Annotated in this window: 22 protein-coding genes and 1 tRNA gene; 13 read left to right on the top strand and 10 right to left on the bottom strand. The window is 58.9% G+C overall.

Annotated elements, in window-relative coordinates:
• The 3 genes from hemC to hemE are packed head-to-tail and all read right to left on the bottom strand — an operon-like array spanning position 1 to position 3,505.
• The gene (hemC, locus tag AC1EKG_RS08040) at positions 1-1,050 is read right to left on the bottom strand and encodes a hydroxymethylbilane synthase (protein ID WP_004807903.1); all 1,050 of its coding nucleotides are present in this window, start codon (positions 1,048-1,050) and stop codon (positions 1-3) included.
• Positions 1,047-2,459: a protoporphyrinogen/coproporphyrinogen oxidase gene (locus tag AC1EKG_RS08035; protein ID WP_004807905.1), complete on the bottom strand. Its 1,413-nt coding sequence runs from the start codon at positions 2,457-2,459 to the stop codon at positions 1,047-1,049. Before AC1EKG_RS08035 ends, hemC begins: the two co-directional genes overlap by 4 nt.
• A gap of 17 nt (positions 2,460-2,476) precedes the next feature.
• Positions 2,477-3,505 (bottom strand): uroporphyrinogen decarboxylase, encoded by a 1,029-nt coding sequence (hemE, locus tag AC1EKG_RS08030; protein ID WP_274984142.1) that lies wholly within the window; start codon positions 3,503-3,505, stop codon positions 2,477-2,479.
• 204 nt (positions 3,506-3,709) lie between these two features.
• Here hemE and AC1EKG_RS08025 point away from each other — a divergent pair, with 204 nt between their 5' ends.
• The 5 genes from AC1EKG_RS08025 (at position 3,710) to AC1EKG_RS08005 (ending at position 8,976) form a co-directional block, all read left to right on the top strand.
• On the top strand, positions 3,710-5,032 hold the full coding sequence (locus AC1EKG_RS08025; RefSeq protein ID WP_481067810.1) for a glutamyl-tRNA reductase: 1,323 nt from the start codon (positions 3,710-3,712) through the stop codon (positions 5,030-5,032).
• Positions 5,029-6,090, top strand: coding sequence for a ferrochelatase (gene hemH / locus AC1EKG_RS08020; RefSeq protein WP_004807910.1), 1,062 nt, complete (start codon positions 5,029-5,031; stop codon positions 6,088-6,090). The genes AC1EKG_RS08025 and hemH overlap by 4 nt, the downstream gene beginning before the upstream one ends.
• Positions 6,091-6,103: 13 nt before the next feature.
• Positions 6,104-6,961 carry a hydrogen peroxide-dependent heme synthase gene (gene hemQ, locus AC1EKG_RS08015; RefSeq protein WP_004807912.1) on the top strand — a complete coding sequence of 286 codons (858 nt, stop codon included), beginning with the start codon at positions 6,104-6,106 and terminating at the stop codon, positions 6,959-6,961.
• 219 nt (positions 6,962-7,180) lie between these two features.
• Positions 7,181-7,390, top strand: coding sequence for a hypothetical protein (locus tag AC1EKG_RS08010; protein WP_004807913.1), 210 nt, complete (start codon positions 7,181-7,183; stop codon positions 7,388-7,390).
• Complete coding sequence (locus AC1EKG_RS08005) at positions 7,390-8,976, top strand: alpha/beta hydrolase (RefSeq protein WP_481067809.1); 1,587 nt, start codon at positions 7,390-7,392, stop codon at positions 8,974-8,976. The genes AC1EKG_RS08010 and AC1EKG_RS08005 overlap by 1 nt, the downstream gene beginning before the upstream one ends.
• 4 nt (positions 8,977-8,980) lie before the next feature.
• Here the strand turns inward: AC1EKG_RS08005 and AC1EKG_RS08000 are convergent, their stop codons facing one another.
• Positions 8,981-9,988 carry a YwiC-like family protein gene (locus AC1EKG_RS08000; protein ID WP_070424922.1) on the bottom strand — a complete coding sequence of 336 codons (1,008 nt, stop codon included), beginning with the start codon at positions 9,986-9,988 and terminating at the stop codon, positions 8,981-8,983.
• A 305-nt stretch (positions 9,989-10,293) separates the two neighbouring features.
• Here AC1EKG_RS08000 and AC1EKG_RS07995 point away from each other — a divergent pair, with 305 nt between their 5' ends.
• The 3 genes from AC1EKG_RS07995 to AC1EKG_RS07985 all read left to right on the top strand — a co-directional run bounded on the left by AC1EKG_RS07995 (position 10,294) and on the right by AC1EKG_RS07985 (position 11,441).
• Entirely contained in the window at positions 10,294-10,980 is a 687-nt protein-coding gene (locus AC1EKG_RS07995) for an AzlC family ABC transporter permease (RefSeq protein WP_048706675.1), read from the top strand.
• Positions 10,977-11,300 (top strand): branched-chain amino acid transporter permease, encoded by a 324-nt coding sequence (locus AC1EKG_RS07990; RefSeq protein WP_048706674.1) that lies wholly within the window; start codon positions 10,977-10,979, stop codon positions 11,298-11,300. The genes AC1EKG_RS07995 and AC1EKG_RS07990 overlap by 4 nt, the downstream gene beginning before the upstream one ends.
• A 67-nt stretch (positions 11,301-11,367) precedes the next feature.
• A tRNA-Pro gene (locus AC1EKG_RS07985) sits at positions 11,368-11,441 on the top strand.
• A 364-nt stretch (positions 11,442-11,805) separates the two neighbouring features.
• On the opposite strand, the gene AC1EKG_RS07980 is transcribed toward AC1EKG_RS07985, so the two are convergent.
• A complete protein-coding gene (locus AC1EKG_RS07980; RefSeq protein WP_070424924.1) occupies positions 11,806-15,432 on the bottom strand; it encodes an FIVAR domain-containing protein in 3,627 nt (1,208 codons plus the stop codon).
• A 995-nt stretch (positions 15,433-16,427) separates the two neighbouring features.
• Here AC1EKG_RS07980 and AC1EKG_RS07975 point away from each other — a divergent pair.
• Positions 16,428-17,693, top strand: coding sequence for a hypothetical protein (locus AC1EKG_RS07975; RefSeq protein WP_070424925.1), 1,266 nt, complete (start codon positions 16,428-16,430; stop codon positions 17,691-17,693).
• 119 nt (positions 17,694-17,812) lie between these two features.
• Here AC1EKG_RS07975 and AC1EKG_RS07970 read toward each other — a convergent pair whose 3' ends face one another.
• Entirely contained in the window at positions 17,813-18,733 is a 921-nt protein-coding gene (locus AC1EKG_RS07970) for a metallophosphoesterase (protein ID WP_070424926.1), read from the bottom strand.
• A complete protein-coding gene (locus tag AC1EKG_RS07965) occupies positions 18,730-20,997 on the bottom strand; it encodes a transglycosylase domain-containing protein (protein WP_070424927.1) in 2,268 nt (755 codons plus the stop codon). The genes AC1EKG_RS07970 and AC1EKG_RS07965 overlap by 4 nt, the downstream gene beginning before the upstream one ends.
• A 184-nt stretch (positions 20,998-21,181) precedes the next feature.
• Here AC1EKG_RS07965 and AC1EKG_RS07960 point away from each other — a divergent pair, with 184 nt between their 5' ends.
• The 3 genes from AC1EKG_RS07960 (at position 21,182) to AC1EKG_RS07950 (ending at position 22,206) form a co-directional block, all read left to right on the top strand.
• Positions 21,182-21,514 carry a WhiB family transcriptional regulator gene (locus AC1EKG_RS07960; protein ID WP_048706668.1) on the top strand — a complete coding sequence of 111 codons (333 nt, stop codon included), beginning with the start codon at positions 21,182-21,184 and terminating at the stop codon, positions 21,512-21,514.
• A 72-nt stretch (positions 21,515-21,586) separates the two neighbouring features.
• A complete protein-coding gene (gene sp36, locus AC1EKG_RS07955; RefSeq protein ID WP_004807936.1) occupies positions 21,587-21,745 on the top strand; it encodes a Sp36 family protein in 159 nt (52 codons plus the stop codon).
• On the top strand, positions 21,742-22,206 hold the full coding sequence (locus tag AC1EKG_RS07950; RefSeq protein ID WP_048706667.1) for a RidA family protein: 465 nt from the start codon (positions 21,742-21,744) through the stop codon (positions 22,204-22,206). The genes sp36 and AC1EKG_RS07950 overlap by 4 nt, the downstream gene beginning before the upstream one ends.
• A 112-nt stretch (positions 22,207-22,318) precedes the next feature.
• Here the strand turns inward: AC1EKG_RS07950 and AC1EKG_RS07945 are convergent, their stop codons facing one another.
• On the bottom strand, positions 22,319-22,996 hold the full coding sequence (locus AC1EKG_RS07945; protein WP_004807942.1) for a Crp/Fnr family transcriptional regulator: 678 nt from the start codon (positions 22,994-22,996) through the stop codon (positions 22,319-22,321).
• 111 nt (positions 22,997-23,107) lie between these two features.
• Here AC1EKG_RS07945 and nth point away from each other — a divergent pair, with 111 nt between their 5' ends.
• On the top strand, positions 23,108-23,764 hold the full coding sequence (nth, locus tag AC1EKG_RS07940; protein WP_070424928.1) for an endonuclease III: 657 nt from the start codon (positions 23,108-23,110) through the stop codon (positions 23,762-23,764).
• On the opposite strand, the gene AC1EKG_RS07935 is transcribed toward nth, so the two are convergent.
• Positions 23,706-24,644: an alpha/beta fold hydrolase gene (locus AC1EKG_RS07935; RefSeq protein ID WP_239659968.1), complete on the bottom strand. Its 939-nt coding sequence runs from the start codon at positions 24,642-24,644 to the stop codon at positions 23,706-23,708. The two genes, nth and AC1EKG_RS07935, sit on opposite strands and share 59 nt — an antisense overlap.
• Complete coding sequence (locus AC1EKG_RS07930) at positions 24,641-25,936, bottom strand: MFS transporter (RefSeq protein ID WP_070424929.1); 1,296 nt, start codon at positions 25,934-25,936, stop codon at positions 24,641-24,643. Before AC1EKG_RS07930 ends, AC1EKG_RS07935 begins: the two co-directional genes overlap by 4 nt.
• Between the last annotated feature and the right edge of the window lie 72 nt (positions 25,937-26,008).

Genomic DNA, 26,008 nt, shown 5'->3' with positions numbered 1-26,008 from the left:
CTAGGCGGATACGTCCGCGTTCGGATCGTCGGGACCAGAGATTCCCGGAGCCCACAGCGCCTGCTCGTCGTGGGTGGGGCTGCGATGGTCTTTAGTGGCATGCAGATCGGTAATCCGCGCCGCGCCCTTTTCTAGCAGCTGTGAGGCCACATCTAAGCCGGCCTGGCGGGCCACCCGGTCGCGTTCGGGCACCGTCTGTAGACTGGCAGAAAAGGTGTGCTGGGCAGTTAGCTTCTGGGTGCCGTCTAGCGAAATTACGGCACCGCTCAGGTGCATCTTCCCCTCGCTGACGTCGCTCACCTGCGCGTATGCCCCTACCGGAGCCGCGCAGCCGGCTTGCAACCCTTCCAGCACGGCCCGCTCGGCAAAAGCGGCACTGCGGCAGGCCTGATCGTCGATCATGCCCAGCGCAACCGCCAGCGGCGACGACCCGGTCCATGGCGCGTCGGCCGTCCTGCACTCGACCGCCAGAGCGCCTTGGCTGGGAGCAGGGGCCATCTGCTCGGGCGAAAATTCTTCGCTCACCGCATCTAGCCTGTCTAGCCGCTGCAGGCCAGCCTTTGCCAAGACAACCCCGTCCAGGTCTCCGCCCTGCTGCTTGCGGCGGGCCAGGCGCGTGCCCACATTGCCGCGAATGTCTACTACCTTCAAGTCGGGGCGCAACGCACGTACCTGAGCGGCCCGGCGCGGTGACCCCGTGCCCACAGTGGCCCCTTCAGGTAGCTGCGCCAGGGTGGAAGGACCGCAGAACACGTCCGCCAGGGGCGCCCTCTTCGGAACCGCCCCAATGGCCAAGCCCTCTACGGGGGCGGTAGGTAGATCCTTGAAAGAATGCACTGCCAGGTCGCATTCGCCCTCTAATAGCGCCGTGCGCAAAGCGGCAGCGAACACGCCCACCCCACCAAGGCGAGCTAAAGACCCCGCCATCCGATCCCCGTCAGTACGGATAATGGTTAGTTCCACTTCCAAGCCGACCGCGCGCAGCATCTGCGCCACCGCCTCAGATTGGGTGCGAGCCAGCTGCGAGCCACGCGTTCCTAACCGAATCATTCTTCACCTTTCAGCGCGTCGGGAACAACAGCGGCCAGGCCGGTGCCCGCCACCCAAGCGCCCACTACCTGCAGCGACTGCACGTCGGCGACAGCTTTCTTGAGGGCGGCGGCGCGCTCGCGGTGTTCCGGGGTGTGCGGCACGATCGCCTGCCCCCAGTGGATGACTTTCCCGTCGATCACTTCGGCAGGTTCAAAGCCAAGCAGGATCGCGGCGTCGGCCACTGCCTCCTGGACGCTATGCGAACGCGGCTGCTCGCCGCGGCGGCCGTAGCTCAGCCGCAAGATGTGGGTGTGTGCGCCAACCTTTTCGGCCAGTTCGCTACCGGCCCACTGCCACTTGCAGCTGTAATGGGTCAGCGCCTTCGCCCAGGTGACAGGGTTATCGGTGGTGGGGGCGGCCACCAGCATGCCCGATCCGCGTGGGGCCTGATCCAGACGCTCATCGCGCACGCACAGGGTAACCCCGCACATATCCGCCCCGCGCGGAACCTGCCACCCTTCTACAATCTGCGTCAACGGTTCGATGCCGGCTAGCAGTTTCAGTGCGGGCTCCGAATCGACGGCCACTACCAGGCGTTTCGCCAAAATAGTGCGCTCATTTCCCGCATCTTCGGGGCCGGTCTTGCCGGACTTGGTGTCGTGTACAGTTACCGCAAATCCGCCCTCTACCTGGGCGATTGCCTGGGCACGCGTGTGGGTGGCTACCTGCGCTCCCGCTTCGGTGAGCTTGGCCAGCAGCGTTTCGGGAAGGCGGAACATGCCGCCCTCGATGGAATAGACGGCGGGCTTGCCGGGCTTTTCGCCGCGCAGCTTGGCAGCGGCTTTTACCAAAGATCCGGTCTCTAACAGTGCCTTGCGCAGGCCGGGAGCAACCGTGTCCACGGCTAACTGATTCAGTGGGGCTGAATGGATACCGCCCGCAACCGGGGCAACCAGTTTCTCTAGTGCGGCTTCACCCATGCGAGTGGCCACCAGGATGTCCAACGTCTTCGCATCCGCGCCCACTTCGGCAGGCATGGTGAGGTCTAATTCCAACCGCGCCCGCTCGTCGGCAGTCAACGCCTCCAGTGCCGGATCTTCCAGGTTGGCGGGAATCCCTAGCACGCCGTGGGCAATGCGAGTGGCCTGACCCTGCCCGTCAGGGGCGAAGATCCACGACGACCCGGTGGGGGCGACCTCTTTTAGGCCCAACTCCTGGCACAGCTCGCGCACCTCGGTGGCCCGAGCGGCAAAGGATTCGGCACCTAGATCCACGCGAACGCCCTCGAAATCGGCTCCTACCAGTAACCCCCCACAGCTGCCGCGCTGCTCTACTACCAAGGGGCGAATATCCTGCTTCGTTAGTTGATATGCCGCGCTAAGACCGGCAATGCCGCCACCAAGAACTACTGCTTCAAACGTTTCCACGTGCCCTCCTGTATTTCCTACAGTCTATGCACCCTTTGCACTAGGCGCGTGAGCACGTGTGGATCAGTTTGCCTGGGCACCCCGTGGCCCAGGTTCAAGATGTGCGAATCGGCGGCCTTGCCCGCGTCCAAGATGGTGTCCACGTGTGCGTCCAATAGGCGCGGCCCGCAGGCCAGCATTGCCGGATCAATGTTGCCCTGCACCACTAGCGGCGAGGGCGAGCCGTGCTTGCGCAGGGTGGTAATGGCATCCGCCAAGTCGGTGCGATAGTCCACGCCCACGCAGGTGGCGCCCTCGGCAAAATCGGTCAGGAGGGGGCCGGTGCCCACCCCAAAGTGAATGGTGGGGATGCGAAGGGCGCGCACGCCCTCTAGAACTTTGCGCGAATAGGGGGCGCAGTATCGCAAGTAGTCGCCGCGGGACAGGGAACCGGCCCACGAATCGAATAGTTGGAAAGCCTTGGCGCCGCCGGCGATCTGAGCCTTCGCGAACTGGAGCGACAGTTCGGCACACCAGTTTGCCAACATCCGCCAGGACTGGGGAGCAGAATGCATCAGGGCGCGGGCAGCCAGGTGGTCGCGCGAGGGGCCGCCCTCAACCAGGTAGGCGGCCAGGGTGAAGGGGGCGCCTGCGAAAGCCAGGACGGGCACGTCCACCTTTTTTGCAGCAAGGCGGACCGCTTCCGTGATTACGGTGGCGTAGCCGGGGGCGTGGCTGACCAGCTCCCAAATGTCAGAAGCATTGCGGTAGGGCTTGCCCATTACCGGGCCGACGCCAGGCTTGATATCTACGGCAACGCCTGCCAGCTTGAGCGGCACCATGATGTCCGAAAAGAAGACGGCCGCGTCTACGCCGTGTCGACGTACTGGTTGGGCAGTAATTTCCGCTGCCAGTTCGGGGTTTAGGCAGCTGTCCAACATGTTTTTTCCGGCGCGAAGCCGCCTATACTCAGGGAGCGACCTGCCAGCCTGCCGCATGAACCACACCGGGGTGCGCGCGGGACGCTTACCCTCCAAGGCCTGCAAAAAGGGGGATGCGTCAGCCATGATGCTCCTAATTTCGATACTTAACCTGTTGTTAAATTACGCTCTCAGTTCTTCAGAGCTCCATTGTGCCCCAAGTTTACCTAAAGTGGTATCTGCACAGGCAACCAGGGGTTTCGGGGTGTGAGACACGCCCTCTTTGCGACTGGAAGAAGCGATGTGTCACAAAAAGTTCTTTTTTCTGGTTCAATCTAACGCGTGGGTTTGATGAGTATATCGGTGCACCACAGCGTGCACGGGCTAGATCGAGTAGGCGAAGCAGCGAGGCACTGTGAAGGGTTAGCCCAAAGACTCACATCCCGTCCGGACGTGCGCGGGGCGATGGTGCTCTCTACCTGCAACCGCGTCGAGATCTACCTGGACACAGAAAACACTGCCAACCCCGGCAACGTGGCACTGGTGGTAGTAAATGCGCTCTTCCCTGCAGACACCGTAGGCTCGGATGAATGTCCCGCAAACTCGCGGGCCCAAGTGCTGGTAGACAAGGGCGCGTTGACCCACATGTTTGAAGTTGCCTCCGGCCTGGATTCCATGGTCGTAGGGGAACGCGAGATCTCTGGTCAGCTACGCAGAGCCCACGTCGTAGCAACCCGCGAGCGCACCACCTCTACCGATCTGGCAAGGGCAGTGGAAGCTTCCCTGCACGCCTCGCGAAACGTGGCCCGCCTAACCGGGCTGGCAGGTACGGGCCGCTCGGTGGTGGCCGTCGCCCTCACCATGGTCCAGGACGTGTGGCAGGTGGATCCGGGGGCCGTGCGCGCGCTAATTATTGGAACCGGCTCCTACGCTGGGGCTACCGTGGCCCAACTGCGAGGGCGGCAGATCGAGGATATTGCGTGTTATTCGTCCTCGGGACGAGCCGAACGTTTCGCCCAGGGGCACGACGTTACCCCGATCGCCGCAGATCAGCTGGTGGACGCCCTCGCGAAGGCAGACCTGGTCATTTCCTGCCGCGGACTGGGCGCTCCCGTACTAAACGCGCAGCTAGTGGGTCAGGCGATGGCCAAGCGCCAGCGGGCACAAACCATTCTTGACATGGCTCTTACTGGCGACGTTGCCCAGGACACTAGGGAGGTGCCTAACGTGCGCGTCGTGTCGTTGCAGGACGTGCAAGAACAGATCCCGTCGGCGGCAACTACGCATCTGCAGAAGGCGCATGCACTAGTTGCGCAGGCAGTCAACGATACTTTTACCGAAATTGAGGCGCGCCGCATGGACCCGGTGGTAGTCGCTCTTCGGGAACACATCTGGCACATTTTGGATGAAGAGATTGCGCGCCTACCGCACCGGGAACAGATGACGCGCGAAGACGCCGCCTCGGCGCTCCACCACTTTGCTTCGCGGCTGGCCCACGTGCCGTCGGTCAATGCTCGGCTGGCAGCGGCGCGCGGTTCTGACTACGAATACGTGCGGGCTCTGCACGCGGTAATGGGGATTGACCTGGCGGAAGCCGCGGTAGAAGCCGACGTGAAACCAAGGAAAATGGCCAGCTACTGTCCGTTGGCCGATCTCAGGGAGGAAACTGCGTGAGCGCAGATGCGATCATGGTCTGCAGCTATGGCGGACCTAATGGGCCCGACGACGTGCTGCCTTTCTTACGCAACGCCACCAGGGGGCGGGGCATTCCAGATGCCAGGCTGATCCAGGTTGGCGGGCACTACAAGCTTTTTGGTGGGGTAAGCCCCATCAATGCCCGAAATGAAGAGATTATGAGGGCGTTGCAGGCCGAACTCGACCGGCGGGACGTGAAGGTGCCGCTGGTGATCGGCAACCGCAACTGGCATCCGTTCTTTACCGAGACGATGGCCGAGCTAGATGCGCAGGGACGCAACCGGGTGCTCTGCCTGTTCACCTCCGCGTTTGCCTCCTACTCTGGGTGCCGCCAATACCGCGAGGATCTGGCTGCTGCGCAGGCAGAGCTAGGCACTGAATTTCAGCTGGACAAGGTGCGCCCCTACTACACCACCGAGGGGTTTGTGGCGGCGAACGTAGACGCGATCGTAGCGGCGATGAGCGAACTAGAGCAGGCGCACCTGACGCTGGTAACCCATTCGATTCCGGTAGCTATGAACGAAAACTCGGGGTTGCCGGGCGACCCGTCCCAGCCGAGCTACCTGCGGCAGCACCAGGACCTAGGCGCGGAAATCTGCCGGCGGGTATCCGCCGCCCTCGACAGGAACGTCGAGGTAGACCTAGCCTTCTGTTCCCGTTCGGGCCCGCCAATGGCAAAATGGTTAGAGCCAGATATTAATGACAGGCTGAAGCAGCTGGCAGACGAAGGGGTGAAGAACGTGGTTGTAGCGCCCATAGGGTTCATCACCGACCATATGGAAGTCGTCTACGACCTGGACACCGAAGCCAAGCAGACTGCAGCCGAATTGGGCCTAGGTTACCGCCGTGCCGCAACCGCGGGGACGCACCCGGCTTTCATCGCCGCCCTCGCTGACGTGATCTGCGAGCGGCTGGCCCCCGAAAAAACCGAGGGCGTCGACCCGATCGGCCCAACCTGGCCTGCCCTGGCCCACCCCGAATCCTGCAAACCGGTAGCGGACTACGAAAAACTGCCCGCCTGCCTGGAAAGTAAATAAGGAAGGAATGCCAATGGCACACCCAGATTCCATTGCTCACCCGAATGCGGACAAGCCCGCTTACGAATATGACCCGCGCGATGCTGCGCACGTCGATCCGGACGAGGTCAACGCCCGCGACAATTACTCGTTGCAGTGCGTTTTCCGTACCGGAATTGCCTTCCCTGCAGACGAGGTCGAAGACCTGGCAAAGGGCATGGAAGAGGCCGTAAAGGCCACTGGTGTCGAGATTCGCGGCTGGTATGACGTGGGCGGCTTCCGCGCGGATGCCGACCTGATGCTGTGGGCGCTTTCGGACAGTGCAGACAAACTGCAGGCCGCATACCATGCGTTGGTGCGTTCTGACCTGGGGCAGATGCTGGAGCCGGTTTGGTCTGCAATGTCAGCCCACAAACCGGCAGAATTCAATACCCGGCACTTGCCTGCCTGCTTCGGTGGCGTGGTGCCTCGCAAGTATGTGGCGGTTTACCCGTTTGTGCGTAGCTGGGATTGGTACTACCTGCCTAAGGCTCGCCGCAGTGCGATCCTGAAGGAACACGGCATGAACGCCCGCGACTACCTGGACGTGAAGGTGTCGACGCTGGCGGCATTCGCCTTGGGTGACTACGAGTGGACTATCGCTCTGGAGCATGACGATCTGTCGCGCATTATGGGCGTGCTGCGCGTGCAGCGAGATGCGGAAGCGCGCCTGTTTGTGCGTGAAGATACGCCGTTCTTTACTGGCCCGCGTGTGGAATTGGTTGAGTGGGCTGCCCGTCAACCTCACTTTAGCGAGGGCGGTTGCGCTTGCGGTGAAGGTGGTTGTGGCTGCGGCGGTCACGGACACAAGCAAGATGTAGAGATCGAAGGCAAGTCTCCCGAGGCTAAATAGCGATTTTTGTTCACTTCGGTTCGCCCCCCGCCGTGCGCGGCGCTGGGGGCGGCCGAAGTGAATTTATTTAAGGGCCCGCAAGCCTTGCCTGAAAAGTCTCTGTCTGACTTAGAGCGGATGCTGTTTCCACAGGGATGATTGAGCTATTTGAGTGGCTACGGTGTGTGGACAAAACATCTTGGATTTCGGCTCCTCCTATCCTGCTGGCAGGAGGCAAACATGAAAACTGGTCTAGCGGGGCTGCAACTAGCTCTATTACAAGATGAATTGGAAGCAATACTTGGCGACTACACCCCCGATTTTGGAATATGGCAGGGCGCGGCTGCTGCTGCGGCTCGCAGCCAGGCTGAGGTGATCTGTGGTCAACTTGTAGCGTTGGTAGCCTGCGCGCGCGAACTGCACGGGCAAGTGGTAGCGCTGGGGGCGTAATGGACATTTGGACAACCGGCACTGCGCGGGTCGACACTAGCCAGCTGCGATCCGTTGTAACACTTCTACGGTTACTCCTTGGCAGGCTCCTGTTGGCTCAGGGGCTAACAGTTACCGCTGAGGCCATGTTGCGAACCGAACAAACAGTCTTTGGCATGCGGGGCGCTTATTATGTAGGGCAGCTGCGCCATCTTCGCATTCAGACGGATCACGTAAGAACCCAGGTTGCAGATTTTGCTACCAGGATTCAGGTTGCGGCACAAAAATATGACAGGGCAGAACAGAAGAACCTAGCGCGGGCGCACAGGAATCCGCTGGGGCGGCTAGTGGTAGCAGCATTGCAGCTAGTTCCGCAACCCTTCGCCGGCCCGGTAACAGCCGGGGTTGCACTGTTGCCCATCTTTGGAGTAAGTAGGCCGGTAGGGGTCGAAGGGGAATTGGCGGCCAGGGGGATGAACCTAACCTCTATCTGGATGTTTCCAACAACTGCTTATTTGGGCAGCCTTCGAGGGAAGAGCCCGGCACAGAGTGCGGCAATGCCCGCCGCAGCATTGGCGGGGTTTGTAGCAAACCCAGCTTTCGGGAAAAGAAGGATCAGGATTGTCGGCCCCGATGGGCAAATCCGATACGTGGGGGCAACATCCCCAGTCCGTCAGTTAGCAGTTTCACGGGTAGACGCGGAAGGTGCCCTAATCGACACCTCTCGGTCGCCGGGCCTAGTGCTGGGGGCAGCCACGCTGCTAGCTGGCGCCAACCTAATTGAACTGGGTAGCAAGGGACAAACTATTAACCATCTATTCGGGAAAAAGCCTGCACTCCCGTCACCCACCTGTGCTGTAGAAGTAAACGGGGCCTTGCCGTCAGTTCCCACTGCCTTGACCGCATCCACTATGGCTGACCGGCTCAGTAAGATCAAGAATTGTGGGCCGGACTCACCTGGGGCGCATGTCGAGGTACTAAAGCATGTGAACAAGGTCGGAAACGTGTCGTGGACTGTGAATATTCGAGGCATGGAAACCTTCGCCTCTGGCGGAAGTAACCCCCTGGGCATGCAAACTAACCTGCAAGCTGTGGCGGGAATGGAAACTGATCAGCAGCGCATTGTCGAGTCCGCGTTGGCTCAGGCTGGCGCTCGCGGCGAACCTGTTGAGTTGGTTGGCCATTCCCAGGGCAGTGCCGTTGCGACCTCGCTCGCTGCAGACCCTGTTTTTACTCGCAAATACAATGTCAAGTCAGTTCTGGCGGTAGCGGGGCCAACCAGGGCGGATACGGCCAGAAGGGCAGCATCTAACGGGGTGGACGTGTTGTTTGTGCGCGATACTTCCGATGCGGTGCCAGGATTGGATGAACATTCAGTGGATCCGCAGCTGCCGTCGCTCGTGGCTGACACTACGGATGCTCCGGCCCGTAATCCGCATGGGATGGATAATTACCGCAATATTTTGGTTCAAGCTCAAAAACGGGGGGTGCCCTACTTGGAGCAGTGGACGCAAAGACGTAATAATGCCCTCGGGTTAGATAGTGATACCGAAACTAGGGCCTACGAGTTTTTTGCTGAAAGGATGCCGCCGCAGGTGGGTGGCTAGGCGGTTACCACACTAGGGAGGCACCAAGTAGGGCTAATAGTGCGGTCTCTACAGAAACCACTAGCATGACTCCAGTAGGCTTGGTCAACTTCTTTAGGATTAACGGAACGCAGGCCAGGCGAATGCCGTAGGCCAAACTGATAGCCAATGTGATTAGGTTAAAGCTGCCTAAGCCCCATCCGAGCGCTGCCCCAAGAACCAGTAGGCCGTGAATTACTGCTGCGGGCACGAAGTATTTCAGGGTCAGACCTTTGCGGCCGAGCGTGCGCAGGTAGGTGATGGTCGCAAATGATGCTGCGGCCATTGTTATCGCGCACACGCCCGCCCAACCCCAGCAGGCAGTAACCTGTGGGTCAGTAGCGCCCTGGCCGGGAATGGGGCCACTAGAATGCTGCAACCAGTCTGGCACCCATTCTGGGCGGGAAAATCCGGTGCCTACGTCATAGGCCACCAATGTCATTAGCGAGGAGGCGCAAACGGTGCACAGCCTGGTAAGAGGGGTGCGCCAATTATGGGTGAAGCATTGCCATGCTGCTGTGACGGCAAAAGGAAGGAAGACTACCGTCCATTCGGTCAGGTATGGGCTGACGATCAGGTTCACTACTGCAAGTACCGCGCTTATTGCTGAGTAAGTGCGTGCGGGTGCCCAGTAGCTGTGGTCTAGGTTGGAGCGCAGCCACAGGCCGATCGCGTTGAAGCACATGAATGACACGATCCACAGCGCCAATAGGGGAATGTGTTCCCAACTGGGCTGTGCTAGCAGCATGCCCACTACGAATGGGATTAGTGCGAGCGAGAAGGCGGCGTAATGGTCAGGCAGCCATCCCGTCGGTTTTAGTCGGCTTTCGCCCAGCTGGTCCTCGGGTAGTTGGCGGGTGCTATTAGTGCGTTTTGGGGTGGCCGGAATGGGGGTGGGTTTTTGTGCTTTGGCAGGCACGGACGTGGTGGGCTTGATTGCCCGCATCATGCCGGTGGTAGCAACCCCTAATCCCTCTTTTACTTGAGGGTTCATGTGCTCGTTGGTAATTTTGGGGATCTGTCCAGTGTACGGTGTGGAGGTTACTCCTCCGCCACTGCTCCCGTTTTCTTGAGAGGCTATTCCGCGGCTGGAGTGGCTGCCCAGCTCAGCTTGCCGTTCGCTAAGTGAACGTCTCTTTGGGGCTTGCGGATTGTCTGTCATTGTGTCCACTTTAGCGGAGCATCCATAAAGTGGGGTAACAAGAAGCTGGCAAAATAGTTCCAGTTATGTAACGATTTCCTGTTGCCGAATCATGGTTTTTGCTGCGCTAGTGCATTCGGCTCGTTTAGTGTTGGCTCATGAAGGGATCTGTTGTAGAGGCCAAGAAGGCTTTACGGGACACTTATGTGGTGGGGCTCGGGTATGTGCCACTGGGGTTTGCGTTTGGCGTGTTTGCGGTTACGCAGGGATTCCCGGTGTGGCTGTCTATTGTCTCCTCGATTGTGATTTATGCCGGTTCGATGGAGTTTACTGCAGTGGGGCTAATCCTTACGGGGGTGTCGCTACCGCAGATTGCTGTTACAACTTTCTTTGTGAACTTCAGGCACCTGTTTTATGGTCTTTCGTTTCCGTTACATAGGGTTCGTTCTTTGGCGGGAAGGCTTTATGGGGTGCATGCGCTCACCGATGAGGCGTACGCGTTGCTTGCGTCGCGTCCTGCAGGCACGCTCAGTGGCGTGCAGGTGGTTACTACGGAAGCACTCTGCCAGGCGTATTGGGTGATGGGTGTGGCGGCTGGCGCCCTGGTGGGTAACCTGCTTTCTTTCGATACTAATTTTTTGGGTTTTGCTCTGACGGCCCTGTTTGTGACGTTGGCGGTAGATGCGTACAAGCAAAACCGCCAGTGGGGGATCGGGATTGCTGCGTTTGGGTGCGCCATAGCTGGGGTCCTGTTTGCGCGGGAGCAGATGCTAGTGGTTGCGCTGGGCTTATTCACGGTGCTTATTTTGGCTAATGCGTGGTTTAGGTTGCGGAGGGCGAAGTGAATTATGGGTATGTGGCCGCGGCTCTGGCGGTAATTTTCGGGGTGACCTATTCTCTGCGCGGCGTACCTTTTGTGGCGTTGCGTAGGGTGCGTGATTCGGAGCTAATGCGCATTGTTGCGCAGACTATGCCGCTGGGGGTGATGGTAATTCTGGTGACTTTCACGGTTTCGGGTGTGAAGTTTGGGGTGTTGGCATCATGGTTGCCTGCTTTGGGAGGCATTGTTGCTACTGCTTTGGTGCATTGGCGGTGGGCGAATGCGTTGGTGTCGATTGTGGTTGGGGTTGGTGCTTTCTGGGTGTTAGGGCAGGTGCTGGCATAGTGTGGCGTGTTTGACTCCGGATTAATTTTCGGCTTTGGAGTTTTGTAGGATATGCTTTTGTGAGCCACGGGGTGTGGCGCAGCTTGGTAGCGCGCTTCGTTCGGGACGAAGAGGTCGCAGGTTCAAATCCTGTCACCCCGACGAGTAAGGTCAAAAGGGCAAGGACGAAAGTTCTTGCCCTTTTTGCGCCGAGCGAGGATGGGGTCGTAGGGAGCGTAGCGACCGAATACCCCGACCCGCTGGAGTAGGGCAAGAACGAAAGTTCTTGCCCTTTTTGCGTAGTGGGTGGCGGGGTTGGGGCTGGGGGTGTTTCTTGGCTCGCGGACCTTGGTCCACAACGCCTTGGTTGGCGACTTCGACCTGGTTTCGCGGTTCAACACCATGGTTCGCGAAAGCTCCGGAAGCCCGGGCCTGATGGCCTTGGTTGTTTGCTGAAGATAGCGAAAGGCCCGCGTGGCGTCCAAAGCGTCACGCGGGCCTTCCTTATCTAGTTATCTGTACCTAACTAGTTACCCTTCTTGCGACGGATCGCAAGGGTACCTGCACCAATAAGGGCACAAGACACGATCAGGAGCAAAGCTCCTGCGCTACCGGTTACAGGTAGGTTGCCAGTATTGGTCTTGACAGTACGGACAACACGCTGCGATTCGGATGCAGCAGCGCCACCCTTACCGGAATCATTCTTGCCGGTGTCATCCTTGCCGGCAGCAGCGCCACCCTGCTTGGATGCGGCAGCATCTTCGGCCTTCTTTAGGGCCTCACCCGCAGCCTTCAACGTGGCCAGGGCCTTGTCTACATCAGCCTGAGTGGCGTTCTTGTCAGCCAGTACGGCCTTCGCATCCTTCAGGGCATTCTGGTATGCCTTGGCGGCGTCCTGGGTGGCAGCGTTCTTCAGGACAGCCTGGAAATCGGCACCCTTCTGAAGATCTGCGGCAGCATCTGCTTCCTTCTCCAGCTTGGACGGATCGGTTGGGTAGTCCTTCACGATCTTATCTTCAGCAGCCTTCAGAGCAGCCAGGGCCTTGTCTACCTCAGCCTGGGTGGCCTTCGGGTTAGACAGAGTATCCTTTGCGTCCTTCAGAGCCTTCTTATAGGCAGCGACATCAGCGTTTTCAGCATCGCCATTCTTGGCAGCCAGAGCGTTGACGAACTGCGGGGATTCCTCAAAGGAGGTGGCGGCAGCGGCTTGCGCGGCCAGCTTGGAGGCGTCAGTTGCGAAGGGTGCTAGCGCGTCGCCAGCATCTGCCAGGGCGGCAGTCGCTTCATCTACCTCAGCCTGGGTGGCCTTGGTGTTGGCGAGTACCTCAAGTGCCTTTTCTAGAGCCTTGTCGTAGGCATCCTTAGCTTCCTTAGCCTGCTTGTTCTTTTCTGCGTCAGGCTTGCCATCCTTACCCATGTACGCGGCGGCGTCAGCGTTGGCGTAGGCGGGGGAAGCCTTGATGGCCTTTTCCAGGTTAGCGGTGCTTTCAAGCGCGCGGGTGTCGGTCGCGTACGGATCGACTAGATCGCGGGCAGCCTGCAGTGCAGCCTTCGCGGCTTCGACGTCCTTCTGAGCCGGGTGCTTGTCTGCCTTGGGATCAGCGAACTGCAGCAGCACGTCCGTTGCCTTCTTCAGGGAATCGTTGTATGCAGCTAGATCCTTGGCAGCCTGGGATTCAGGCCCTTCCTTGGCAGCCTTAGCTACAAGATTCTTGTAGGCAGGCAGATCCTTCGCGGCCAGAGTGTCATTCTGGGCCTTAACCAGGTCCGTCGGGTCGGAGGAAAGCGTGTGCAGATCTTTTTCTGCAGCCTTTAGAGCCTCCAGTGCCGCATCAACCTGCTTCTGGGATGCCTTCGGGTCTGCTAGAGCTTTCTTCGCTGCTGCTAGAGCCTTGTCGTAGGCATCAGCGAAACCCTTAGCGGCCTCTTTGTCTACACCTTCGGGTGCCTGGTAGTTAGGATCCTTAGCGTTCTTGTAGAACACGCTCGGCGAATCTGCATCACTGTCCAAGCTGGTAGTGACCTGTGCGGAGAGCTTCTGCTTGTCGGTCGGGTGCTTGTCTAGTGCAGCCTTGGCATCATCCAAGGCTTTCTTAGCGTTGTTCACCTGGGTTTGGGTTGCGTTCGGATCTTTCAGTAGATCTGCCGCAGCCTGCTTGGCCTGGTCATATGCCTCCTGTTCTTCAGGAGTGGCGTTTACGTAGATGGGCTCTGTGTTGTCAACTCCGCCCTTGGTGTTCACTGAGTCTTTTAGGGGCTCCAAGTCAGTGGCGTAGTTGTCTTCAATGTCCTTGCGAGCCTTATTCAGGGCTGCTAGAGCCTTGTCAACCTCGCCCTGAGTAGCAGTCGGGTTGTCTGCAACCTTCTTAGCTTCTTCTAGGGCTTTCTTGTACGCGGCGACATGTTCTGGTGCCTTGTTGTTCTTTTCAGTGTTGGGGGTGCCATCGGCGTTCACAAAGTTGTGCTCATCTGCGTTGACGTAACGAGGAGTCTTCTGGAATGCCTCGTCGTCAGCAACCTTAGCGGTTAGAGCTTCCTTGTTAGAAACAGTAACGGCCTTGATGTTGTTAAGGTTGTCTTCCAGAGTCTTGGGAAGAGCTTCCTTTTCGGCAACAGCCTTAATAGCAGCGGTTGCCTGTTCTGCGGCAGCTTCAGCCGCTTTCTTAGCCGCTTCTTTGTCCTTATCAAGGGCGCCCGGGGCCTTGTCAATCTCGGCTAGTTTCTTTGCCTTTTCGTCCTGGATTGCCTTCAAAGCATCCTTGATGTCAATCAGGTTTTCTTTAGCCTTGTCCAGCTTGGAACCGAGCTTTTTGTACTCGTCGACTGACTTTACCTCTTTAGAGTTGACAGCGGCTTCAACTTCCTTAATTACCGCATCTAGATTTGCGATAGACGGATCCGACTTATCAGCAACATGCTTCTCACGGTTGGCCTTCAGAGCCTCGAGCTGAGCCTTTAGTAGCTCCTTCGCGGTAACGTCGGTCTTCTGGTCAACATTGAACGCGTTGAACAACGGAACCGTATAGTGCTTCACGTTACGCTGTAGGCCTACAGTTTGACCATGGTCTGAATCGAAAACACCCGTGTCATTTTCGAAGTCAGGGGTGATCTGCACCTTGTAGTCGGTCACGCCCTTGTCCAGCAGAATCGGCTTCGAAGTAAATCTACCCACCGCGCCCGACTTGACGCCGGTCAGGTCGCCATTGTTGAACTGGGTTGCGTACTTGACCGTGGTGTCTGCCCCCTGGACGTACGGTATAGCTGTTCCAGCGGCAATTTCGTCGGCAGTTGCAGGTTTGTTGCCTAGTTTGGGTTCTCCGCTACCATCTCCAATAGTGGTTACCGTATAGCCCTTTTCATTATCAACTTTCGTTTCTTTAGGGTTGAAAGTTACATCGTAAAGAACTTTTTCCGCCCCATTGGCATTGGCAACTACGCGCACCCTGTAACCAGCTGGCTTGTTAGTCTGCGCTAAGGAACCCGTGGCAAAGTCAAGGACCAAATTAGTCCCATACTTAGGCGAGTATGCCTTGAATGAGCGTTCGATGCCGTTATACCCGGACACGAACTTATTGCCGTTGGCTCCTATTGCTTTTTCGCCGGAGATTCGCGAGAAATTGTCATATCCGCGGCCAAGCGCAAGCACGTAGGGGTGGGTACCTAATGCCTGCTCGTTTGTGAAGTATTGAACATTGCGGTACAGCTGAGTTTTCGGATCGCGAGATTCGTCAGAATTGTCGACCGCCGTACCTGCTGACGAGTTTAAATACAGGCCGTCCTCGCGCGCCTTCAGGACGGTGAATTTGCCGCCGTCAATGGCGTTCCAGCCGCCTAGTTCAGAAACTTCCTTGACAGCGCCGGGCTTCATGTCCAGCTTGTCGGCGGCGGCAGGCAAGGCATCCCCGGACAGGGGATTGTTCTTTATTTCCGAGGGGAGGTCCTGGAGCGCCTTGGCTAGGTCAGCCTCGGTGTCTTTTACCTCTTCCATCACTTGTTCAGGATTAGGGCTCTGCGGGGCGGCAGCCGGTCCGTCGGCTGCCGCAGCAAAAGCAGGCGTAGCTAGCAGCGATGAGGCTAGCGCGCCGGCAACTAGGGCAGTAAGCGCATGCTTAGATTTGCCGTAGCTGCCATTTGTGAGCAGTTTATTGTTCATTTTCCCTTCCGCATTCACTATTGTCGAACAATTCCGCAGTAATGTAGGGCAGAATTGGTCCTGATGCTACCAAGAAGAAATAGTTATGCCTATCTGTATTGTTGAGCATTTTCTGGTTTCGGTTAGCGTGACAGCTGCGTATGAAAAATAAAGAAAATTACCCCTGCATTTTCGCAATCTTGGCGCTATTAATCGGAAGCGATGGAAAAATAGTTAAATCTCACAGAGTGTTCCGATTTGTACATAAGGTATCCGACTAGGTGGGGCTATGGTGATCCAGCCGTCTGGGGAGTCTTGCGCAAGCGGCCGTGGTTATTGGTGAGGTCTACCGGGTTAGAGACGTAAGGCGGGCCAAGCGCCCCCGCGGCTTTGAGCCGCGTCCCTCATTCTTCAGCGTGCAGATCGATGCCAAGAAGGCTGAAATGTCTTACGTGTTAAATGCTAGGGGTTTGCTGTAGGCGATTTATGGCTGTTTGGGAGTTTGATTCAGGGCGGCCGCCGTACCGGTAGTTGTGAGGGTGGCAATTGGGTAAATGCAACCGGTTTGCACTGCATTGTCGCGGCACTGCCGCTAGTCCTGCAGGCCTTGCTGGCACCAGTTAATGCAATCTTAGGGTTGCCTAAGTTAGATGAGTAACAGTGCGGAAACTGGCTTAGTGTATATGCGCTAGTGTATCTGCCGCAATAGGCAGTTCCTCCTCCCCCTCCTTTTTTCGTTATAGCGCGACCGGCCTTAGCGCGCAAAAAATATGTGAGTGCATGAAAATGGCAAAATTGGCAAAACAAAGAAGTGAATAGAAACTATTACAGCCCATCGATTGGAAACAGCTTATTCCGCAAGAGTCTGATAAACGGTATTTTCGTATATGCCAATACGCGGCGCGCGCCCCATCTCAGCGCCGTCGCCCCAGATGTTTCGCCGTTCCCCACGGGCTGACTGCGCACCATGCGAACATGCCGGCCTGCACATAAGGGGCGTTACAGGAGAGGAAAATATGCGAATCAGACCGGTAATTATTGCCGCCCCACTACTGGCGGCTACCCTTTTTGCTGGAATCGTTGCCCCCGCGAATGCCGAGTCAGCGCCACCGGACCTGTCGCGCTATGCCTGCACCGTGTCAGTATCCGCCCCAGCGGCGGAATCACCCATCGATACTGCTAGTGCGGAAACTGCGGCACGCGAAGCGCTAACTAGCCAGAAGCTGGGCCAGGGTATTCCCACAAACGCGGCGGGCAAGGCGCGCGTGGCGTCCGCCCTCGAAAAGGACGCGCAGAAGCTTGTAGACGAAGCTACCGCAAAGGCGCAGTCCGAAGTGAAGGCGATCTATGCGGCAGCCAACGTGCCGGGCCTGAACGAGAGCGACCTGGATGGGCTAAAGAGCGCCCAGGACATAGACGCCTACGTGGCTACTGTCTGGGGCAAGTGGAACGAGTCGCAGAAGCAGCAGGTGCAAGCAAAAATCGCGGAAACGAAAAACCAGGAAGCTGCAGACGCTACCGAACTCGCCGGAATCTCGGGCATAGTCGGGAAAAACATTGCAGCCGCTACCAAGGTGCTGCAGGATCAGCCGGCCGATGCCCACGCAGCGCTTCGCGCCGACCTAGCCACCTTGAACTCCTTCCAAGAGAGCTGCGCTAAGAGAATAGTCGGCAAACTACTACCCTCCGACTACAACTACATCAACGCGCAGATGAAGCTAGGCAAGTACGCGCCGGCTATACACGCAGCCATTGAAGAGGCGCGTAAGCTAAACATTACCCAAATCAACGACCGGGTAGTGGCCCGCACCAGCGCTGCCCGCAACGAAGCGCTGACCCTGGCGCAGCCCGCCGAATTCAAGTCAAAGACCATCGCCGCCCTATTCTCGGACTGGTTCGCCGCCCCACACCCGGCCTACCTAAATCACGCTATGGCCTACATCCTGCCCCAGCTAGATGAGCTTGCTACGGCCTACGAAAAGGACCTGGCTGCCGAGGCTCAGCCTGACACTGCCGCTCCTGCCAAGGACGATGCCAAGCCCGAACAGGCAGAAAAGGACACCCAGGCTGCCCCTGTAGAAGTCCCCTCCGAAGACGAGGCTGCAGAAATGCTCGCAGATCAGGACGAGCCCGAAACTAAGATCGCCACGTCCGCCGCGGACACCAATACCGCCAATACTCTGGTAGCAACCGGCGCTACCGCTGGATTGCTGGCAGGGCTATCAGTAGCCGGACTCTCCACCGGCGCAGGTGTGCTTGCAACCCGCCGCAAGCGCGCCTAAAAGGTTTCGCCCTCGGCACCGCGGTGTCGAGGGCACACTCTTTCCCGCAGAGGGCCAGTAAAAACCACCAACTAAACCCCGCACCTGACCGCATAGTTAGCGAAGATCCCCGCCAAGGCCTAAGGGCCGGGCGTGATGTCGATAAAAGCTACCTCGGGCCGACACCAAAACCGCAGTGGCGCCGTTTTGGAGGTGCCGAGCCCCTTTGAGACGAACAGCTTGGCCGTGCGCCCGGCAAAGTGCCAATCGTGCAGGCCGGAAGCGTATTGCAAAGGAATATCCGAATTATTAACCAGCGCCCCCACAAACGGCAGTCGTACCTGCCCGCCGTGAGTGTGCCCGCAGATGATCAGGTCCGCTCCGGCCTTGGTGAAGGCGTCCAATACCCGCCTGTAAGGGGCGTGCGCCACCCCTACGCGCAGGGCCGCTTCCTTCCACGCCGAGGGCGGCTCCGGCAGTATGTCGCGGTCAATATGGGGATCGTCCACCCCCATTACCGACACTGTAACTTCCTCAGCGGCACGGTTCTGGGAAGGCAGAGAGCGCACCCGCAAGTCCGCCGCCCGGTTGCGCACGTCAGCCCAGCCCCCCTTGGTAAAGAATGCGGCCAACTCGTCGTGGGGTAGGTCGGGAACCTCGGGCCGCGTATCACTCGAAGAAGTGCCGAAGAAATACCGGAACGGATTCTTAAAATGCGGGCCAAAATAGTCGTTGGATCCAAACGTGAAAACGCCCGGCTTGGCCAGCAGCGGCCCAAATGCCGCCCGCAGGATGCCCATCGCGTGGGGGTCGGAAAAATTGTCGCCCGTATTGACGCACAGCGAATAGGGGATGTCAGCTGCGGAAGCGATGAAGTTGGCCTCCCAGCGTTGGGAGGGCCACAGGTGTGCATCGGCCACCTGCAATACGCGCAGCCGGGGCGTGCCCGGCCGGCCTTTTATGGTCGCGCTGGTGACGGTGGGGCAACGCCGTTCAACGCTGCCCCAAACCAGCCCGGCCAGGCAGGCGAGGCCGAAGCCCGCCGCCGCTTTGCGGATCAACGTTCCTCAATAATGGTCGTCTCGGTGACCGTGGTCGACGGCTCCTCTGACGGCTTGGGGGCGGGTTCTTCCTTCTTCGGCTCAGACTGCTGTGGGGCCTGCTCCGGCTGGCGCTGCTGCTGGGGGGTCTGTTCCACCCGCCGCTGCGGTACGCCCGTGCCAATATCGTTGTAATCGAAGCCGCGTGCTGGGATGCCCTCGTGGGCCACCCGCATGTAGTTCTGCCAGGTGTTCGCGGGCAGGGTCGAACCGTACATGATGTCGTAGTAGCGGCCGCCCACAACCACGTCTGCTAGCGGGGCAATACCCTGAGCGTGCCCAACCCAAACAGAGGTCGACACATCCGGGGTAGCACCCACGATCCACGCATCGGACGGGCCGGTGGTAGTACCGGTCTTGGCTATTGCCGGGCGGCCAATCGAGGCATATCCCATGGAACCGTAGGAGTTGTAGGTGCGCTCTAGGGTCCAAGTGGTCTGCTCGGCCGGGCCCTTCTCTAAAGCCTTCTTGCAAGACTTCTGTGGCACCTTCAGCTTCTTGCCCGCCGAAGTAGTAACCGCGCTAATAGCGAGCGGCTTGCAATATTCACCCTTGTTCACAAAAGTGGCGAACGCGTTGGCCATGTTCAACGGAGGTACCGATCCCGAACCCAGAATGTCGGAGGGGCGGAAGGTGGGGTCCGAACCGTCACCCGGCACTGCGTGTACTCGCTTCGCCACGTCCTTGATGTTGCACAGGTCCAGCCTGGAAGCCATCCCCGCGTAGGTCGTGTTCAGCGACCGCTGCGTGCCCTGCAGTACCGTGGTGGCCCTGGGGGAGGAGTTCTCGTTGTTGTGCACTTCCCACCCATCGGCTGCCGCGTCACAGTCGCCAATGTTCCAGTCCGAGGCCGAATAGCTGGTTCGCCCACCCACTACCGCGTATGGGGAGTAGCCGGCCTCATACCAGGCGGCAAGGGTCATGGGCTTGAAGGAAGAACCGGTCTGGTAGCCGGCGCCGCCGCCGTGCGCTTCGTCGGCAGCAAAGACCTGCTCGGTCGCGGAGGGATCCTTCTGGGTGTTAGTGCCAAAGTTGGTGTTCTGTGCCATGGCTAAGATTTCTCCTGTGCCCGGGCGGATCGAAGTGACGGCTATACGCGCGTCCGAGGGATCGTTTACAGGGATAGAATCGGTAGCAGCCTTAGCTGCAGCATCCTGCATGCGTTTATCCAAAGTGGTGCGGATGCGCAGGCCGCCACGCATTAGCAGGTTGCGTCGTTCGGCAATGTCCTTGCCGAAAGCATTGTTCTGGTAGATCTCGTGGACCACGTAGGCACAGAAGTGGGCCGCATTACCGGCAGCCCCGCAGCCCTGCGGGGTGTTGGACGGCTTCAGCATGTCCTTCACGTTCTGGGCTTTGGCCTTCTGGTACTGCTCGTTGTTGATGGCCTTGGTTTCCAGCATGGTAAAGAGCACCTGGTTGCGCCTATCCTGCGCCTTCTCGGGGTGCTGCAGTGGGTTGAACCCGATCGGGTTCTGGGTGATGCCGGCTAGCAGGGCGGCCTCGCCAATGGTTAAGTCCTTGCCGGCCTTAGAGAAGTAGTGGCGGGAAGCCGCCTCAGAACCGTAGACGTTCGGGCCGAACGGGGCAATGTTCAGGTAGCCTTCCAGAATCTTCTTCTTAGGCATCTTCTTTTCAAGCGTGATCGCATACTTAGCTTCGCGCAGCTTGCGCGAGACCGAGTGCTCTTCTGCCTTCGCCCTGGCAAGGGGGTCGTTCTTCTGCAGTGCCGTTTCGATCAGCGTGTTCTTCACGTACTGCTGGGTGAGGGTGGATGCGCCCTCGGTGTCGCCGCCTAAGAAGTTATTTACCAGGGCGCGCGACATGCCCATCACGTCAATACCGCCGTGGTCAAAGAAGCGCCTATCTTCGATCGCTACAGCCGCTTTCTGGATCCAGGGAGACATCTTCTCTAGTGGTACGACAATGCGGTCTTCAGCATAGAAGCGGGCCAGCTCGGTGCCATCGGAGGCCTCGATAATCGACTGCTGTGATGGCGGCAGTGCCTCAAATTCGCCCGGCATTTGCGAGAACGCCTTAGTGCCTTGCGTGGTTGCCATACCGGCCATACCGATGGCGGGAATGGAAAGCCCGGCCAGGAAGATCGCGCAGAGGGCGACCATTGCGGCCATAGAAACTAGCAAGTGACGGTACTGCTTCGTGGAAACCGGCCGTGCCCCAGTGGTGAGCGCAGCAAGCTTTGAAGAACCAGAAGATTTCGACATGCTATTAGCCTAAACAATCTGGCTGGCAAATGATAAGAGACTTACCCACTTTGGGGGCATTGTTACTAGCTCGTTAGCTAGTAGCCGAACAAAAAGTGCGTTGCCGCATGGACAAAACGAACAAATGTAGGTACCGTCACACTTAGGCAAAGAAGCCAACAAGGATGTAAGGATTTAAGCCGTAATGAATCTGAACGGAGATCAAACCTGGGCTGCCAAAGCCCTGTGCGCACAAGACGAACCAGACGCCCTGTTTGTTCAAGGTGCTGCTCAACGCCAGGTTAGGACCCGTTGTTACAACTGCGAAGTGCGGTTGGAATGCCTAGCAGACGCCCTGCAATCGGAAGCCAACTTTGGTGTGTGGGGTGGGCTCACAGAACGTGAACGCCGCGCAATGCTTCGGCAAATGTCAAACATCACCGACTGGGCTGACTGGTTGGCAAATTCACCATCACCACTGGCAGAAGAAATCCGGAGTCCGCGCATCCCCCACGTGTTGGCGCGTGTGCGCAGGTAGGGTTCAATTTTCCAAACGTCCGCGTATAAAAAGGGGCTAAAAATATGCGCCCCCTCCAGTTAGGATTAGGGCATGACTAAATGGGAATACGCAACGATTCCGTTGCTAACACACGCAACAAAGCAGATACTGGATCAGTGGGGCGCTGACGGGTGGGAACTCGTTGCCGTCATCCCCGGACCTACAGGTTCGGACAACCTAGTCGCATATTTGAAGAGGCCAGTTGAATGAGTGAAGCACTCTCTGCACGTCTGAAAGAACAAGGAATCGAACTGCCCAAAGTAGTTCCCCCGGTAGCCGCATACACGCCCGCTCGCAAGATTGGCGAAGGCAAAATCCGCACGTCGGGGCAGTTGCCAATGCGCGACGGCTCGCTAGTTGCCACCGGCCATGTCGGCGAGGGCGAAGTTGCCCTGGAAGATGCTCAGGAAGCCGCGCGCGCCTGCGCCCTGAACGCTCTGGCAGCAGCCGTTGCGATTGCCGGCAGCGAAGACGCGATCACTGGCGTCGAGGCCGTAACAGCATTCGTGTCTTCCAAGCCCGATTTTACCGACCAGGCACAGGTCGCCAACGGTGCGTCCCTGTTCTTCGGTGAACTATTCGACGAGCCGCACGTACGCTCGGCTGTTGGCGTAGCCGCCCTTCCCCTTGGCGCTCCCGTCGAGGTAGAGGTCGTCTTCACCACCAAGTAACACTTGCGGTAGAAAACGAACCCCCGGCCATTTGGCCGGGGGATTTTTCTGCCCACAAGCGGGAAAAACTAAGGTGCCCGAGCTAGGCTCGGGCACCTTACGTAGCTAAAACTTAGCGGGCGCGGCGTACTAGGCGTTCCAGGTCTAGCAGCATCACGGCTCGTCCTTCCAAGCGGATCCAGCCGCGGGAGCCGAACTCTGCCAAAGACTTATTTACCGTCTCGCGTGAAGCGCCCACCAGCTGCGCCAGTTCTTCCTGGGTCAGGTCGTGGGGGACGTGCACGCCCTCGTCGGTACGGGAACCGAAACGCTCTGCCAAATCGACCAGCGCCTTAGCGACGCGGCCCGGCACGTCCGAGAAGACCATGTCCGCGAGCGCCTCATTGGTGCGGCGTAGGCGGCCCGCCAGGTCACGCAGCATCAGCTTGGCCATCTGCGGATGCGAATCTATGAATGCCATCAGGTCGGTGTGTGCCAGCGACAGCAACCTGGTGGAGGAGATTGCGGTAGCCGTGCCAGAACGGGTGCCACGATCGAATAGGGTCAATTCGCCCAGGATCTCGCCAGGGCCCAAGATTGCCAGCAGGTTCTCGCGGCCATCGGAAGTGGTGTGGCCCAGCTTCACTTTGCCTTCGGTGACAATGTAGAGCTGGTCTGCGTCGTCGTTTTCTTCAAACAGTACCTCGCCGCGGCGAAGCGTAACTTCAGACATCTTCTGGTACAGCTCGCCCAGGGTGGCCTCGTCGAGTCCTTCGAATAGCGGTACCTGACGGATAATTGTTGCGTCCACGTTTCCTCCTCGCGCCGGGACTAGCGGCATGGTGGTATGTATAGCCTAGTTTAATCATTACCAGAAGCGTTTTATATCACAACGGTTAGTGTTGTGTGAAAAGAGGTACATGTGCCCCAAGATCTGGTCGCACACCATCGGGCAGTGCAGGTCTCGCGCGCCCTGGCACGAGCCTACCCTGATGCGGGCTGCGCGCTCGATTTTTCTAACGCCTTCGAGCTATTGGTGGCCACAGTGCTAAGTGCCCAAACTACTGACGTTCGAGTGAATCAGATCAGCCCACAGCTGTTTTCCACGTGGCCTACGCCAAAGGATTTGGCGGGCGCTGACCTGGAAGAGCTACAGCAAGTAGTGCGTCCTTTAGGGATGTTTCGCAGGAGGGCGAACTCGCTCTTAGGCCTTGCCGAAGGGCTAGTAAGGGACTTTGGTGGGCAGGTGCCCGGCACTCGAAAGGAACTGATGTCCTTGCCCGGGGTCGGACGGAAAACCGCAAACGTGGTGTTGGGAAATTGGTTCGGAAAACCCGAAATTACTGTGGACACCCATGTCGGCCGCCTCAGCCGCCGCCTAGGCTTCACTAGCGAAAAAGATCCGCTGAAAGTAGAGGGCGACCTGCGGGCATTACTGCCACACGCCGACTGGACGATGCTGTGTCATCGCCTTATTTTTCATGGCCGCCAGGTGTGCACTGCCCGTGCTCCCAAGTGCACTATTTGCCCGGTTGCAAGCTACTGCCCGTCGGCCAATCCAGTTCCTGCAGAAAGCTAAGCAGCGCGGCATTCACAGCTGCGGGGGCTTCCTCAGACAGGAAGTGGCCGGCACCGACAATCGCCCGCTGGGTCAAAGGCCCGGCAACATAGTGGGCATCCCGCGCAAAGGCCTGCCCGGGCATGATCGGATCCACTTGCCCTTGCAGGGACAGCACCGGCACGCTCACCCGATGGCGGAGCAGGTCACGTTGGGCTCCGATTAACTTCCGCGTCTGCCGCAGATAGGCAAGGGCAGCGGTGGCCGCAAAAGGATTCGTAAATAAGGATGCGTACCGGTCTGCCAAGTCATTTACCAGGTCACGATTTTCCGCAGCGGCCCAGGAGCGCATCAGGGCGTGCACTAGCGAGCCGCTTCGCAATGCTCGCTCAGGTAGCCACGGTAGCTGCAAGAACAGGTATTGGGCCGCACCTCCGGTAAAGGCTCGCCCTCGTAAAGAACGGGTGGCAAGAGGATGAGGAGCCCCTAAGGTGACGATAGCCGCTACCTGGCGGGGAGCAACCGCTGGGGCTGCCCACGCAAGCGTGCCGCCAATTCCTTGCCCTACCAGTATGGCTTTAGAAATGCCGAGCGACGTCAACACCCCGATGCAGTCCTTGGTCAAGGTGGCTACGTCATAACCGCTCGGCTGCCGGTCAGAACCGCCAAAGCCGCGCAAATCCATGGCCACCGCGTTGTATCCGGCTGCCGCAAGCGCCTCAAGTTGGGCGCGCATAGCCCACCAGTATTGGGGGAAGCCGTGCAGCAGCAATACCGCGTGCGAGGAGGAAGGGCCAGCCTGCACCACGTGGAAGCGGGCGCCGTTGGCGTTGATGTTGCGGTGTATCCACGGCCCCTCCGGGCGGATCAGCCCAGAGGGAAGGGAATCTTCAATCTTCACTTGGCGCGCGAGGCTCTTTTCCTATTTTCGAGGGCGTCCTCTACCCTTTCGCGGGTACGAGTGTCTTCGCGGCCCTTGCGGCGGGCACCGTGTGAGACGAAGCCGACAGCCAGCAGCACCGCACCGGCCATTGCCAGGGTGCCGTTAGCGCAGATGAGCGCGAAAGTAGATACGAAACGGGAGGCCAGGGAGCCGCCGGTAAGATCGCGGACGATGTTGTCGCTCCACACGGATACCAGAGGCGAGATTATGATGCCGGCAACGCCAAGACCGAAGAGTAAAATGCCTGCGATGAACGAACCTAGCGAGGACCAGCGGGCCAGCAATACGGCCAGGAACACGCCCACAACCCCTAGCAGCACCAGCAGGATGCGTCCTGCATTGGTGCCCAACGCGAAGTACTGAGCGCCCTCGGGCTGGGCTACGCCGGCAATGAATAAGGCCAGGGCGAGCGGAACCAGCAAAATGGTTCCTACCAGCACGCCGAAGTGTGCTAGCCCGCGAGACTTGGTGGATGGGCGGACGGTTGCGCCCTCGAACAGTTCTTCTTCGGAAGCCTCTGCGGAAGAGGACGAAGCCTGCGCCTCACGTTTGGCCCAGGTGGGCTCTTCCTGGTTGGCGGGTGAGCTCTGGGTGGGGGCCAACAGGGACTGGCGGCGAATCAGCGTGCTTTCGGCTTCGCGTTCGGGATCGCGCGGCCCCTCGGCGGGGAAACGGTCGGCGATGGAGGTGCGTTTCGTAGTGTCAGTTATAGGAGCGCTCGGAGTGGGGAAGGCCTCGGCCGCGTCGGCATCAGTCTGCGGGGCCTGGCGGCTTTCGCCCTTGGGGTGCACGGGAGCGAAAGCTGGAGCAGCCGGCCGGGTTTCGGCCACTACGGTGGCTTCTTCGTTGGCCTGCGCTAGCGGTTCGGCCTGTGCTTCGCCCTGGTCTGCTACTTCGGCTTCTTCAGTAGTTTCTTCGTCCGTGCCCTCTCCTGTTTCTGCTTCGCTAGGCGCTTCGAGGGCGGCCGCCGGCTCTTGGACGGGCTGGGCCGGTTCGGCCTGGTCAGCTTGTTCGGCTACTTGTTCGCCCTGCTCGGGGGCATCTTTTTTCGGCTTGGCCTGGGCCGCGGACACAAAATTGTAAGAGGTGGATCCGGAGCGCCCTGCGCCTACGGGTTCACCAACAATTGCCGCAGTTTTTTGGGCGCCCTGTACGGGCAGACCCTGCGTGCCGGTCTCTGGGGCAACGTCATCAGAAATCCGCCAGATCCGACGGCCTACAATATCTTTGGGGTCGGCGTTATCGCTCATAGAAGCCTCCTACGTACACAGTTGCTTCCAACGATAGCCGAGCGAAGAGGCAAGGCATTTTTCCCGCGCGGG

It is taken from the genome of Winkia sp. C0117E2, from assembly GCF_056590455.1.
This window is presented reverse-complemented; position numbering and strand designations above follow the sequence as displayed.